This is a genomic window from Ruegeria sp. CDSA079 (assembly GCF_059612245.1).
The window spans coordinates 21,162-35,564 of sequence record NZ_JBXWQF010000031.1 but is presented as its reverse complement, the minus strand read 5'-3'; the positions used below and the strand labels follow the sequence as shown (position 1 = coordinate 35,564).

Below are 14,403 nucleotides of genomic sequence, written 5' to 3'. Positions count from 1 at the left end.
TGCCGGGGGCACTCACTTGGCTTTTTTTGCCAATGTGGACGTCGGTTGAAGGTTGGCTGAATGACTGTTCTGCGGACGAAGCAGCCGTCGGTCTTGCCGGGATGAGTGTCTGGTTCGGCGAACAACTCAGTTTTTTTCACCGTCCTCGACTTCTTGCAATTTTCTAAAAGCGGTTGGCGTCATGCCGTTTGCGCGGCGGAAGGCTCGGGCGAAATTGGCGGCGTCCGTGAACCCGAGAACGGTCGCGATATCGGAAATCGACCTGCTGGTCGTGACTAGAACCTCTCTTGCGTATTGCTGCCTCACGAAGCTTATCTCGTTGGTAATATTGGTCCCGTTCTCAGCTAGTCGTCGTTTCAGCTTGTGCTGGCTCATCGATGCGAGAGCCGCACATTTTGAAGCGCTCAGGTCAATCTGTTCGATGTGTGCCCGGAGCATTTGCCTAAAGGATTGAACAAACCCGTCGGCAGCCGAGCTGGATATCTCCTCCGTGGCTAAACTGGACGACACAGGATTCAGTTTTAGGGACAACCAAGACGACGGAAAGTGGATGCAGAACCCCATTCTGTTCCCCCTCATAGGATGCATCAGGTCGAATTCCGATGGCAAAACCTTGGGGTCGCTTACAGTAACTGTTACTTTCGATGGGTCCAACCGATTGCGCAAAGCCCGCCGGAGAACGGCCAGGCCGAGCGCCACCATGAATGCATCGTTCTGAGCGGGCAGGATTTGGGGTGCAAAAGAGCGCGTTTCACCAAAAACTGCCGTTTGGCCGACTATATTGAGATGTTCTGTGACAGAGCTGGCAATTTCGTTGGACCGCGCAATAAAGATCGACAGGAAGTCTCCCACCGTTGACGCGCGCGCCTCAGCGTCCTCAAGTATCGCCCAACCCTGAACATCGAGTTTGCTTCCAACGCGGGCCCCAAAAAAGGGATCTTCGGCAGACTTGGCGGCGTTCTCGACAAACTGGTGGATGACCATGACGTGAACTGAGAGGTCGGCCTCAAAGATTGCACCCTCAGTTAACCCGACGCTCTCAAACACTGGTTCCGGGTCAATACCGCGTTCGTGGAGTTCCGTGGCGAAGGGGCGCAAAACACTCAGCTTTACGAGTGGTAAGGTGTGATTCATCGATTCAGTATTCGCTTTGATGTTCAGTTTCATCCTAGCGTCTCAGAACAACCAAGAGGGAATAAACTGCTCTAAATAGTCCTTATGGGGCAAAAAACTGCCACCACCGCGCCCCGAAGACAGGCAATGGGTCCGTCAATTCTTATACTGTTTCTCAGTTCAAACGCTCCGAGCACAGGGGCTGATCCAATGGGAGATCGATATGAAGAGCATACTACAATCTGTTGCAGGTGTTTTGCTCGCGACAGCAACGGCTACGTCGGCGCTCGCTCAGGAAGAGGCTTCACCGGCACTGGTTCTATTCACGAACTGTGCGGTGTTTGATGGTCTCACGGAAACCTTGATTGAAGGGCAAAATGTTCTGGTTGAGGGCAATCTGATTTCGGCTGTCGGCGATACGTCACTTGAGGCAGAAGGGGCAAACCAGATTGACTGCGATGGACGCACTTTGATGCCTGGGCTGATCGATGCGCACTCGCATCTTTACCTGAACATTAGTGGCGGCCTTGGTGCCGTGGAGGCTGCAACCTGGGACGAAATTGCAGCGCGTGCGGCGCACATGGCCAATGAATACCTGTATAGCGGGTTTACCAGCGTACGCGAAATGGGCGGCGGAGGGTCGGGTGTAAAGAAGACGGTCGATGCGGGTCTGATCGATGGCCCGCGCATTTACCCAGCCGGTGCCTTTCTCTCACAAACGTCAGGCCACGGCGACTTTCGGACCGCATCAATGCGCAACCCGAATTTGCCTCCCTATGCCAATGACAGCAATGCGCAACGTCTCGGAATCACGTATGTGGCAGACGGTGTAGATGGTGTCATGGCGGCTGTTCGTCAGAACCTGTCTCAAGGGGCCACCCAGATCAAAATGATGGCGGGAGGTGGCGTCGCTTCGATTCTTGATCCACTTCACACACTTCAATACCAACCCGAAGAACTTGAAGCGGCGGTACGCGCTGCAGCCGATTGGGATACCTATGTCGGCGTTCACGTCTTCTCTGACGAGGGAATTACGCGTGCCATTGAGGCGGGTGTAAAAAGCATCGAGCATGGCTTTTTCGCCAGCCGGGAAACACTTCAGCTGATGAAGGACAATGATATCTTCCTTGTCTCTCAGATGACTGGAATATCCCCTTATATCGAACAGAACCCAGGCCTTCAAACCAAGGAAAACCAAGCGAAACTCGCTTTGGCAACTGAATTTTCCAAGGATTTTGTTGAAAACGTCAAGGAAATCCGACCAAAAATGGCGTTCCAGTCTGACATCGTTTTTGCCCCTGCAGAACAATTCCGGACACAAATGGATCACGAAAAGTGGTTCCACGCTGAACTCTTCGGCAACCATGCGATGCTTGTAGCGGCAACCTCTTCGGCAGGGGAGCTTCTGGCATACTCGGGGAAAGCCAATCCTTACCTCGAAGGTCCTCTCGGTCTGATTGCGGAAGGCGCTTATGCCGACGTTCTAATTGTCGATGGAAACCCGCTTGAAGACATCAGTGTCATCGGCGGCAACGAGAAATGGTACGACGCCGAACCGCGTCCTCGTGACATCCCGACGATGCGACTGATCATGAAAGATGGCGTGATCTATAAAAATACTCTGAACTGATTAATAAGCGTGGCGGCTTCAAGACGGTCGCCACGCGTTTCCGGCATCTCATACCTGAAGTAGCTGTCTAGATCGCATTTTGTACAACAAACACTCCCAATGAAAGCGTGCTGGGCTCATTCCCTGAAGCGTGAAGAAACCGATAACTAAAAGCAGCCATTAATGAGTGGTGCAGAAAGTGTCACTTTGGGGCTCGATACGGTCCTTCGCCGTTGTCCGCTCGAACGTCCGCTTCTGCGCCAACGGTCAGCCACTTCATCAATGCCAACAAACAGTCGTCAGCCGGTCGGCCTACCCGCGCTCGAATTCAGTGGTAGCGGTTCACTTGGCGTTGCATCTGGGTGCAATGACGCAAGATACGCACAACTGGGTGTATCATGGTTACTGCGTGTTAGCCGAGGTAACCCGGATCTATACGCGTGGGCCATATTTGCGGCATCTGCGCCTGCTCGATGTGTTGTTGGGCGCTCCGCTCGCGTTTCGTAGACTTGCTCGATCGCACCGGGTGCAACAACCCCGTCTTCTTGAGAAAACGAGACCCAGACGATCCGGTCAAAGTCAACGATCTGCCTCGCACGTTCACCGAGCGTTGCGAGAAGACAGTCGAGCCAGCGTTGGTCGAGCTCAGGAGCGTCGCTGACAAGGATGTTGTCGCCTACAATTTCTTTCAACCAGCATGCTACATCTTCCGCGGGTTCCGCCGTCTTCAAGGCGCTGAAAGGGATATTGTGTAAGGCAGCGCTTTTCTGTGACCAATCATCGAGCAACCAGTCAGGATCTGGCTGTATGAGCTTGCTTTCGACAACGACATCCTGCTGTTCGATCCACGCAATGCCAACTTCGATCGGCCAGCTTTCAGGGCTCAACGAGGATGCCTCGAAGTCGATGAATACGAGCTTTTTCGGATAGACTATTTTCCCATGCTCATCGAGCCCGACACCGAGACCAAGGGAGCGACGTTTGGCAAAAAATGCTTCTTCTTCCGGCGTCGGCCGGCTGATTGAGTTCAATAGGTTTTTCAGGTCATCCTGAGACATGATCTTTCAGTGGCAAGTTGGGCTCAGACCCACAGGTTCCGGTTTTCGTCAAGTGTCATGGCAGGTTCTGCGGTTACGGAAATGCAACTTATCAATTGTGGGAACATCAAAATGACAACGTGGGAAATCGCCTTCAATATTGCGGCCGCGGGAGCCACAATCATTCTTCTTCTTCAACTATGGCGGCTACTGAAAACGGGCGAGCGGGATCGTTCAAACGACGCTGAACTCGTGAAACAGTTTAGGGACACCGCGCCATATGACAATCTCGAAGACCTATTATCGAACAAAGAATGAATTTTGATCGGTGACGAGTAAGCACCTCTCATCTGTCTTTTAACGGCAGGAAAACCTCGATTTCGGATCCCAGCATGTCGTCAATTGGGTCGCAGTGCTTGAACCGTGCTCCGTCAATCGCGCCCAGAACCTTTGCCTTCCGGTCAGGCAACCTTGCCCAACTGGCATAACAGTGCACTTACTGATCCAGTGCATGTGCGCTGGATCAGCAAACATACGATGTTTTTGCGCAGAATTTGGATAGCCATGCCCATTGAAGAAGTTCGCCTCAGGTTTTCTTTCTGTCTTTTTTTCAGCCTACGCCGCTTAATGTCAGGCCGCGACAAATCTTCGGTTTTACGGCCTTTCGGTTCGAATGACGCAGAAGCAGCAGTTTCTCAGAACTTCCTTCGAAGTCGAGGTAAAAGACTTTCCGGTAATGTTGGAAAGCACGACGATTTATAGGGGCTCCTAAAATTAGCCTTAACTCATGACACTTTCCAACTTGGCATCTTTCCAATCTGTTCCAACAGGAAATCCATGAAGACCCGAACCTTGGCGGACAAGACGTTTGCTTTGGGATAGACAAGCCATAGTACAGATGCGTCGGTCACTCGGTAGTTTGGTAAGACCTGAACAAGACTGCCTTCCGCCAGTTCATGGTGGACGCTCCAGAGCGAATTCATAGAAATACCTGCTCCAGCCATAGTGGCGAGTTTTTGGCTGAGCCCATCGTCAAAAGTTAGCTGACAGCGGGCCGCGCGGGGATCAAACTCTCCTAATGAGCCGTCAGTACCGGTGAGAGGACGCGGCTCCTGATCTCTGAATGCGATCAAATCATGATCCACCAGATCGGATGGCTTTGCCGGTGCCCCACGCTGGGCCAAATATTCAGGAGAGGCACAAAGTACGCGATTGTCTTCAGCGAGCTTGCGGCCTTTGAGGCTGGTATCTTCAAGCGCTGAGTTCCGAATAGCTAAATCGTAGCTGCCCTCAATCAGGTTGAATTGGCTGTCGGACAGACGAAGGTCGAGATTAACCCCCGGGTACTGCACGAGGAATTCTGGCAGGATAGGCGCGATGTAAAGCTGGGCAAAAGTGCTGGGCGCGGTAAAGCGCAGTGTTCCTGTGGGCTGAGTTTGTCCTTGACCCAATGCGGCGCGTCCAGCACTCTCTTGCGCCAGGATTTCGCGGGCGTAGGGGAGAAATTCAGCGCCTTCCAACGATAAGGCAACTTTACGGGTCGAGCGGTGCAACAAATCAGCACCCAATGTATGTTCGAGCTTGGCAAGCCGGGCGCTTGCTACAGCCGGTGCAAAACCGAGATCGCGCCCTGCTGCGCTAATATTGAGCTTTTCAGCTGCAAGTACAAACAGGCGAAGGCTTTCTGTATCCATATTATTATATCCAAAAACCGAATTATCTATCTTTGAATGTCTCATTTTTATTCTTTCTTCAATGCGTATCTTCGAGGCAAGCCGCAACAGGGTCGCAACGCGAACGCAAATCGCTTGCCAAGTCGCGGATCGAAATTGTTGTAATAAAAGGAGAACGCCATGCCGGGTACTGCAATCGTCAATTATCACGTCCACAGTGCGTCGAGGCAGGCGTTTCAAATCGATGCTGGAGGTGTCGCAGGAAATCTGATCTCACCGGAGCTTGTTGCGACGAAAATTCCACTCCGAGATCTTCGAGGTTCCGAAGATGCAGTTTCTTTCACAAAGGACGGCGTCTCGTTTGCCTCATCCCCCAGTAAAGTCACTTCATTTGACGATGGAACCGATTGGCAACAAGTTTATGACCGAGAATTAACCGAGGTGCTTGTCCAGCATCTGGGTGCCAAAGAGGTTATTGTCTTCGACCACACTTTGAGGGTCGATGACCCTGACTCTGATCGTAAACCCGCCCGGAATGTTCATAGCGACTACAGCACTGAGGGGGCAGAAAAGCGACTGGTCGACATTCTTGGACCGGACAAGGCCGCAGAATGGAGCACGGGGCACTACGCCTTCATCAATATCTGGCGACCGGTCGAAAACCCGATCAATAGCGCGCCGCTTGGTTTTGTTCGCCCAACCAGCGTCACGAACGAAGACTGGATTCTGATCGATCTGATTTACCCTGATCGGCGCGGTCACATCATGGGGCTGGCGGCGAGCGACGCACATGAATGGGTTTATCAATCACGAATGACCCCGGATGAGATTGTCCTGTTCAATATCTACGACAACCAAGGACTGCCTTCAGTGGGTCACAGTGCAGTCGATTTGATCGAGGATCCAAGTATCCATTCAATTCGAAAGAGCCTCGAGAGCCGAACTGTTGTTCGCTTCTGATAAGATATCGAAAAGCCAGGCACATAGCTAAAACGTGCTTCAGGATGGTTCGGTTATTTGAGACAGGGTAAATGCAAACTTCAAAGGGCAGTCCATCCTCAACCGTCCGAAGCCCGGCTTACAAACAAAGGAATGAACCATGTCCAAAACAATTCTTATCACTGGATCAACAGACGGCCTCGGTCTCTTGACTGCCAAAACCCTGTCGGCACAAGGTCATAGAATTCTGCTACATGGTCGAAGCCAAGCAAAACTTGAGGTAGCTGCAACGGAAGTCGGCGGCCATTCAGAAAGCTATGTCGCCGACTTTTCAAAGCTGAGTGATGTCGAAGCGCTGTCGGCTGAGATTCTTGAGCGACATGACCGCATCGATGTCCTGATCAACAATGCAGGCGTCTACAAGACACCCACCACAAGAACACCGGATGGCTTCGACGTTCGCTTTGTGGTCAATACGTTCGCGCCGTGGGTGCTAACGCAACGGCTGCTGCCGATCATCCCGCAAGATGGCCGTATAATTAACTTGTCGTCGGCCGCACAAGCCCCAGTCGATGCAAAGGCGATGGTCGGTCATGGTTCGCTGGACGATTTTGGGGCCTATGCCCAAAGCAAACTGGCGATCACCATCTGGTCACAGGAACTGGCAAGAGCGCTGCCAAATGGCCCTTCTGTCATTGCGGTGAATCCCGGCTCACTGCTTGCCTCAAAGATGGTGAAAGAGGGGTTTGGCGTCGCTGGGAATGATATGAGCATTGGCGCGGACATCCTGTGCCGTGCCGCACTGGACCCCGAGTTTGCCGTTGCTTCTGGGAAATACTTCGACAACGACTCGGGACAGCTGGCGCGACCTCATGCAGCAGCAATGGATGAAGACCATAGAAAATCTGTGATGAAAGCTATCCAAGAGGTCACAGCCACCTTGCGGTGAACTCTCGGACAGGCGGTAAAACCGCGAGAGCATCGATGTTTTTTGTCGAAATAGGTCTCAATGCTGTAAGCTGGTGGTACGGGGAGGACATGTGGTGGAAACCGATAATTCCTTACACTTTGGAAGTGCCATCAGTGAGTCTTGGGAGCGCTGTGAGCTTAAATACAAGCTTGTTCGGGATGCCGCTCGCCCCATCCTTCGCCTACAATCATCTGAAGTGGCTCCTCGGTTAGAGGAATTGGTAGAACGTTCCGGCGGCCGCCAAGGGATAATCAGCCAACTCGCTCAAATAGCCGCCAATGCCGGTCATTGCCTTGTTGTCACGGATACCGATGGAGTTTCGGTTCGTCTGGAAGGCACCGACCAAGGCCGTTCCGTTTTTGAAGAAAACGGCATCGCCGTCGGTTCCTGTTGGGATGAGCGCATTGCGGGAACTAATGGTGTTAGCATGGCGTTATCTGAGAGAGATGCCTTCACCGTTAGCGGAGGAAACCACTACTTTTCTTCATTGCGTCCATTCGCCTGCACAGCTGCCCCTCTTTTTGACGCAGAAAACCACACACTCGGTGCAATCAGCTTGGCCATGCTGGATCGCAATAACTCGTCAGATTACCTCTTTGCGTCTCAGCTTTTGGGCACTGCAGCAGACAGAATCCAACGCATACTATTCGAAAAACAGTTTGCAGATAGTTTGATCATATCTGTTTCCTCAGCTGATGGGCGCGACTTGCTGAAGCGGGATGAACTTGTGGCGTTGAACGAAGCTGGGATCATCTTGGGCACTACCGCAGGGGCACATCGCCTCGTAAGTAAAAAGACTCCCGCGGTACTAAGAGGGAAGGCCTTTGAATTGGTGTTCGGTACTGATTCAAAGGCTATGGAAGCCGTCCCCGAAAGAGTAATGAGTGTTCGGTCCATGAATGGGCCAGTTCTAAATTTCTCGGCGCTAACTAAGAGCGGTAAACGCGCTTCTCCAGTTTCATGGAAAAACCCAAAAACGAAAGCTCCGCTGAGACCAAAACGTACGCGACTGGCCGCCTCGTTACGCCAGCTTTCGATTGGAAGCGATCGAATGGCTGCGCTCTGTACGAGGGCCCTTGCACACTATCGAAAGGGATTACCCTTCTTGATCGAAGGTGAGTCCGGTACCGGCAAGACTGCCCTCATTGCAGCGATCCTTGAAGCTACCAAGTTCGACTCAGCACGTGTAACGACCGTTGACTGCGCGTCTCTGGGTGTAGCTGAACAGGACAAACTTTACTTTCAGACCTTGCTGGAACAAGCGCGTATTGCGGGTTCCTTGGGAATGCCAGACCAGGAACATATTGTTCTGGTTTTTGAGAACGTAGACGAACTTCCAGCATTCGCGCAGGCTCGACTCAGGATGCTGATGGGTGAAATTGAGGCAAACGGGTTGCTGCTCGAAGAGCAGAATTCGGAACCGACACCCAGAATAATTGCAACATGCCGTCGCCCGCTTCGCGTTGCCGTACAGGACGGGTTGTTCCGTGATGATCTCTATTTCCTGCTGGCAAATACGATCGTTCAACTTCCACCTCTTCGACACCGTGAACGTATCGAGACCTTGGCTGGCGAGATCGCTCGGCAGTTGGCAGGTGAGGCAGTTCAAATAACAGAAGAAGCAAAAATCGTGATCTCCCGTTCTGATTGGCCCGGCAATGTCCGAGAGCTAAAAAACGCCCTACAGCAATCGCTTATGGAAGGGGATGGTAGTCGTATCTCGCGGCTGGACCTGCCGGAACGCACCATATCTGCGTCAGAAACTCACAAGGTCTTAGAGACGGGACAGAGACATTCCGATCAGTCAAATTCGACCTATGATGAGCAGACACTCATTCAGGATGCGCTCATCGGAGCTCGATGGAATGTTTCGAGAGCAGCGCGCAACATAGGAATGGGCCGGGCAACCATTCATCGAAAGATGAAACAATATGGCATCGCGCGACCCCGTTAGAATTATCAAGGTCGGCAACATTACTGTTGCCGACATGCGGTTGAGCGAAGCTATTTGTGGATGACCCTACCGAAAGCGTCGAGAGCGCTTTCATGCATCATTTCGCCAAGCGTTGGGTGCGGGAATACAGTTTCCATCAAATCTGGACCTGTTGCATTGAGCTTTTGCCCGACGACATATCCTTGGATCAGTTCGGTCACTTCGGCCCCGACCATATGCGCTCCAATCAATCGCTCGGTTTTGGCATCAAAGACGGTTTTGATCATCCCCTGCGCGTCGCCCAATGCAATGGCTTTGCCATTGCCCTGGTAAGGAAACCGCCCGACTTTTATTTCAAAACCGGCTTCGATCGCTTGCGCTTCGGTCATCCCAACGCTCGCGATCTGAGGGTGGCAATACGTGCAACCTGCAATACTCTCCGGCTTGACGGGGTGACCTTCAAGTCCAGCGATGAGCTCCGCGACCATGACGCCCTCGTGACTTGCCTTGTGAGCAAGCCAAGGAGCCCCTGCGACATCTCCGATAGCATAGAGACCGGGTACGTTGGTGCGGCAATACTCGTCTGTGACGACATGATTTCGGTCAACCTCAACACCTATCTCTTCGAGGCCAAGGTTCTCAACGTTGCCGGTGATGCCAACAGCTGAAATCACAGTGTCAAATTCCTGAACCGTGACCTCGCCGTCTTTTTCGATATGAGCGACAACGCGGTCGCTGTGGCGTTCAAGCTGCGTAACTTTCGAACCCTCGAAGAATTTCATACCCTGTTTGCTGAAGCTCTTCTTGGAATAGGTCGATATCTCAGCGTCTTCGACAGGCAAAATACGATCCATTACTTCCACTACGGTCGTTTCTGCTCCGATAGCGTTGTAAAAACTTGCAAATTCAATGCCGATCGCACCGGAACCGATGACCAACAGCTTGTTTGGTTCGTGAGGGGGTTGCAGAGCATGTTTATAGGACCAGACGCGGTTCCCATCCGCTTCAAGCCCAGGAAGGTCTCTGGCGCGTGCACCGGTTGCCAGAACGATGTTGTCCGATCGCAGTGTCTGCTCTCCTTCTTTGGATTTCACGATAACTTCGCCATTTCCGGCCAAGCGCGCTTCACCCATAATGGACGACACCTTGTTCTTCTTGAACAAATAGCCAACGCCGTTTGAAAGCTGTTTGGCGACCCTCCGCGACCGCGCGACAATTGCTTCGAGATCGTGTTCCGGGTCTTCAATCTTCAGGCCAAAGTCTTTTGCATTTTGCGCCAAGTGTAGCACTTCGCTTGAGCGGAGCAGTGCTTTTGTGGGAATGCAGCCCCAGTTCAGGCAAATACCACCGAGGTGTTCACGCTCGATACAAACGACATCCAACCCCAGTTGGGCTGCACGGATTGCAGCAACATAACCGCCCGGGCCTGCTCCGATCACGATCATATCGAATTTTGTTTCAGTCATTTTGGATCTCCGTGATGAACGGCCTAAACCAGGCCAAAAGCACCTGTAGTTTCGGTAAAGCGAGTGAATGTAGCCGACGCGGCAAACACCGCGATGAGCAGAGCCACACCTCTGCGCCACGTATCGTGCACCAATGGGAATTGGCGATCTGCCAGAAGGATGATCGGCAAGATCATGGCGTATATCGCGAATTGGCAAGCTTCCAACCCAAAGGCGAATGCTATCAGGTCGAGTAAATCAAACTGACCTGCAAACATCGCCTGAGACGCAGAGGCGGCAAACCCGTAGCCATGGACCAGTCCTATGAGGAACAACGCTAACCAACTCAGCGGATGCCTGATCTGAAAGCAAATAAATGCGCCAGCGACAACGATCGAGAGCGCAATGCTAAATTCCACCAACGGTATGAACAAGATCATTGCGGGCGCGATGCCGTAGAGGCCGGCAGCAAGCGTGATCATATGTCCGATGGTGAAGGCAGAAGCCATCCCCAGAGCTTGGCGCCAGCTTTGTGCGGCAATGGCGATAAGGACAATTATGGCCAGGTGATCAAGCCCAAAGTAAATATGTTCTGCTCCGATTAAGGCCGCATCGCGCATAACGACCCATTTGTTTGAAGCCGCCGGATACGCGACATCCAGCACCCCAATCATCGCTTGTGTCTCGACTGCGTCGCTGCGATGCAGCTTCACGACAGTTCCAAACCTGTCCATCACCTGAAAGTTCTTACCAAGATCTGAAGTAACGCGCAGATCCTGATTAAGAGATCCGGATGGGACCGAGAGCGCGACGTCTACTGTGAGGTCAAAATACGGCAAAGTTGCCAGGTCAGTTTGGACGACATCTTGAAACGCTGCCGTCGCAGATTTGACAGTTCCAAATGAGGGCCTCTCAGTATCGGCCCAGAACCGAAATTGCTCAACTTTCGTGGCTGATCTGCGGCCATCAATCCAAATGGACACCGACCGGTTCAATAGGTCCAAAAGCTCAGACGTATTGTTTTCGATCGCATGCGCGTCCAGAAAAATGTCAGCGCCGTTGCTGATGCCAAACGGGGGTAAGCGAGTTTCGCTCTGTCCTTGCCAATCGTCAGGAAGCAGAGTCAACGGAGCGGGCATCCGAATGAGAACGAGTGCTTGGTCTCCGCCGTCGTCAACAATGTGGATGATCCGCGGGTCGGAATAGCTGAAGTGAGCGTATCCTCGCTGCGGCCACCAGCAGAGCGCCAGCAAGAGAACCATACCACCAAATAGGATCGGCAGTTGTCGCGTATTTTTTGCAGGGTTCAACCAAGCCATGTTCGCCTCCAAAAAAAGGGTTGCGGCTTGGTGTGCCGCAGCCCGTTTTCGTATTTGGGTTATCTTCAGGAGCGCGGGTCCCAGAAGTTCCGGTTATTCTGCTTCTCGTCCAGAATACCGTCGGGGGCGCTGACGATTTCCATCTGCATGCCCCAAGGCGTCAGAAAATAGACCCAGTCCATCCCCTCCAACAGTGTGCCCGTCAGCGGGTGGGGGCTTTCCAAGACCTGTACACCGTTATCACGCAGGTACTGGGTCGCTTCGTTGATATCATCGACGTAAAAGGCGATGTGATATCCACCAATGTCGCTGTTTTTTGGCGGGTTCGGGTTCTGGTCCGGAGATGTGTATTTGAACACCTCAAAGGCCGGACCGTTGCCGCAACGCACCATTGTGATGACTTCTATGACCGCGCGCGGGTTCACGTTCAGGTTTTTTGTCATCCAGTCATCTTCAAACGGACCAAACGGACCGAACGAAAAAAACGCCTCGCATCCCATGATGTCAACGAGGAACTCAACCGCTTCGTCCACGTCTGGTACGGTGATGCCAATATGTTGAGTTCCGCGCATACCTGGTAGCTCGGCAAACGCAGATGCTGGAATGCCCAAGGTCAGAGCCGTGACACAGGCAAATTTACCAATATTTTTTAACATTTTATCCTCCTTTAGATTGATAGTCATTCGGCGTGCGCCACGGCGTTCGCGCGCGGTAGTTCGCACTCCTTCCTCCTCCAATGCAGCCAAGCACAAAGGCCTGACCGCACCGGGGAGAGACGCATGCGAATTCAGATGTTTTGGGCGTTCATCTCTTGCGCGATGTATTCCGCCTGTCGGATCGCCAACGCGACAATTGTCAGAGTCGGATTGCAGGCGCCCGATGAGGTGAACTGACTACCGTCCGACACAAACAGATTTGAGATGTCGTGCGATTGGCCATAGGCATTGACGACACCTTTCGCCGGATTGGCATGCATCCGATTGGTACCCATGTTGTGAGATGCAGGATAGGCTGGCAGTTCGTAGATATCGGTTGCCCCGACCGACTCATAAATCTGCGCCGTCGACTCGTACATGTAGTTGGTCATGTTGACGTCGTTGATATGCGGTGTTTTCGACACGATTGGCACAGGCAAACCATACTGGTCTACTTCGCTAACATGCAGCGCCACCCCATTCTGCTCTTGCGCCAGGTCTTCACCCAGCACCCAGACACCAGACATATGATCATACTTCTCAAGTGCACTGGAAACGCTGCGTCCCCAGCCCGTGTTGCCTGGTTCCAAAAATGCAGCCATGAACGGCAGGCCAAGTGACAGGAACTCCAGGTAAAAACCACCGGAGAAACCGCGCGAGGGGTCGTGTTTGACGTCATCTCCGACAATGCCTGCCACCGAGGTGCCGCGGAACATGTGCACTGGCTCGGGCATGGCTGCGTAAAGGCCACCCGTGGTATGCACCATGTAGTTCTTGCCAACCTGTCCCGATGAATTTGCGAGACCGTCGGGGAACATTGTAGAAGCGGAATTGAGCAGCAGGCGTGGGCTCTCGATTGAGTTCCCGGCAACGCAAACAATGCGTGCTTTCTGCAGGTGTTGGTTACCGTCCGCGTCCGCATAAAGGACACCGGTCACCTTCCTAGTGTCATCATGCTCAATCATCAGCACCATGGCATCCGTGCGGACTTCACAGAATTCGGTGTCCTCAGCTCTGGGAAGTTCTGCGACCATCGTCGACCATTTGGCGCCGATCGCACAGCCCTGCATACAGAACCCGATCTGCATGCAGGCCGGACGTTCATCGCGATCAATGGAGTTGATAGCCATCGGACCAGACGCGTAATCCGTGCGACCAGTGCGACGACATCCTTCTGCGAGCACCCGAAAGCCATTGTTCCAAGGCAGATGAGGCATTCCCGTGGTCTTGCCGGTCACGCCCATTTTGAGCTCGGCCTTTTCATACCAGGGCGTCATCTCCTCCAGTGAAACGGGCCAGTCTTCGATATTCGCGTCTGCGATTTCGCCATAGGTTGAGCGGGTCTTGAACTCAAAATCCTTAAATCGCAGAGCGACACCCGCCCAGTGCACGGTGGATCCCCCGTAGCCTTTGACGATCCAAGCCGGCAGGTTCGGGTGGTTGACGGAACCGTGCCAACCGCCACCTGAGTATCTTTTGTCCAGCCACGACAGTTTTTGGAACTGGGTCCATTCGTCATTTTCCATGTCTGTACTGTCGAACCGGGGTCCGGCTTCCAGCACGACGGAATTGATCCCTTTTTGCGCCAATTCATACGCGAGGGTCCCACCTCCGGCACCCGAACCGATTATGACAACAACGCTGTCGTCGTCTTTTTCAAACGTAGCCAT

At 52.8% G+C, this 14,403-nt stretch carries 11 protein-coding genes; 4 read left to right on the top strand and 7 right to left on the bottom strand.

All coding sequences use genetic code 11. From position 1 onward, the window contains the following. Nucleotides 1-126 precede the first annotated feature (126 nt). Entirely contained in the window at nt 127-1,167 is a 1,041-nt protein-coding gene (locus tag AC2FJZ_RS20900) for an AraC family transcriptional regulator (RefSeq protein WP_496671213.1), read from the bottom strand. 169 nt (nt 1,168-1,336) lie between these two features. On the opposite strand from AC2FJZ_RS20900, the gene AC2FJZ_RS20895 reads away from it, so the two are divergent. Further along, on the top strand, nt 1,337-2,743 hold the full coding sequence (locus tag AC2FJZ_RS20895) for a metal-dependent hydrolase family protein (RefSeq protein ID WP_496726059.1): 1,407 nt from the start codon (nt 1,337-1,339) through the stop codon (nt 2,741-2,743). 278 nt (nt 2,744-3,021) lie between these two features. Here the strand turns inward: AC2FJZ_RS20895 and AC2FJZ_RS20890 are convergent, their stop codons facing one another. Together AC2FJZ_RS20890 and AC2FJZ_RS20885 are read right to left on the bottom strand one after the other, a co-directional pair. Beyond that, the gene (locus tag AC2FJZ_RS20890; protein ID WP_496780063.1) at nt 3,022-3,780 is read right to left on the bottom strand and encodes a 3'-5' exonuclease; all 759 of its coding nucleotides are present in this window, start codon (nt 3,778-3,780) and stop codon (nt 3,022-3,024) included. A 764-nt stretch (nt 3,781-4,544) separates the two neighbouring features. Next, entirely contained in the window at nt 4,545-5,453 is a 909-nt protein-coding gene (locus AC2FJZ_RS20885; protein ID WP_496780065.1) for a LysR family transcriptional regulator, read from the bottom strand. Between the two features lie 159 nt (nt 5,454-5,612). On the opposite strand from AC2FJZ_RS20885, the gene AC2FJZ_RS20880 reads away from it, so the two are divergent. The 3 genes from AC2FJZ_RS20880 to AC2FJZ_RS20870 all read left to right on the top strand — a co-directional run bounded on the left by AC2FJZ_RS20880 (nt 5,613) and on the right by AC2FJZ_RS20870 (nt 9,295). Beyond that, entirely contained in the window at nt 5,613-6,392 is a 780-nt protein-coding gene (locus AC2FJZ_RS20880) for a CmcJ/NvfI family oxidoreductase (RefSeq protein WP_496780061.1), read from the top strand. Between the two features lie 139 nt (nt 6,393-6,531). After that, nucleotides 6,532-7,320 carry an SDR family NAD(P)-dependent oxidoreductase gene (locus AC2FJZ_RS20875; RefSeq protein ID WP_496780059.1) on the top strand — a complete coding sequence of 263 codons (789 nt, stop codon included), beginning with the start codon at nt 6,532-6,534 and terminating at the stop codon, nt 7,318-7,320. A gap of 94 nt (nt 7,321-7,414) precedes the next feature. Next, nucleotides 7,415-9,295, top strand: coding sequence for a sigma-54-dependent Fis family transcriptional regulator (locus AC2FJZ_RS20870; protein WP_496780057.1), 1,881 nt, complete (start codon nt 7,415-7,417; stop codon nt 9,293-9,295). A gap of 50 nt (nt 9,296-9,345) precedes the next feature. Here the strand turns inward: AC2FJZ_RS20870 and lpdA are convergent, their stop codons facing one another. The 4 genes from lpdA to AC2FJZ_RS20850 form a co-directional block, all read right to left on the bottom strand. Next, nucleotides 9,346-10,740, bottom strand: coding sequence for a dihydrolipoyl dehydrogenase (gene lpdA / locus AC2FJZ_RS20865; protein WP_496780055.1), 1,395 nt, complete (start codon nt 10,738-10,740; stop codon nt 9,346-9,348). A gap of 23 nt (nt 10,741-10,763) precedes the next feature. Next, on the bottom strand, nt 10,764-12,038 hold the full coding sequence (locus AC2FJZ_RS20860; RefSeq protein ID WP_496780054.1) for a HupE/UreJ family protein: 1,275 nt from the start codon (nt 12,036-12,038) through the stop codon (nt 10,764-10,766). Nucleotides 12,039-12,103: 65 nt separating this feature from the next. Beyond that, on the bottom strand, nt 12,104-12,694 hold the full coding sequence (locus tag AC2FJZ_RS20855) for a VOC family protein (protein WP_496780053.1): 591 nt from the start codon (nt 12,692-12,694) through the stop codon (nt 12,104-12,106). A gap of 131 nt (nt 12,695-12,825) precedes the next feature. Next, a complete protein-coding gene (locus AC2FJZ_RS20850; RefSeq protein ID WP_496780051.1) occupies nt 12,826-14,403 on the bottom strand; it encodes a GMC family oxidoreductase in 1,578 nt (525 codons plus the stop codon).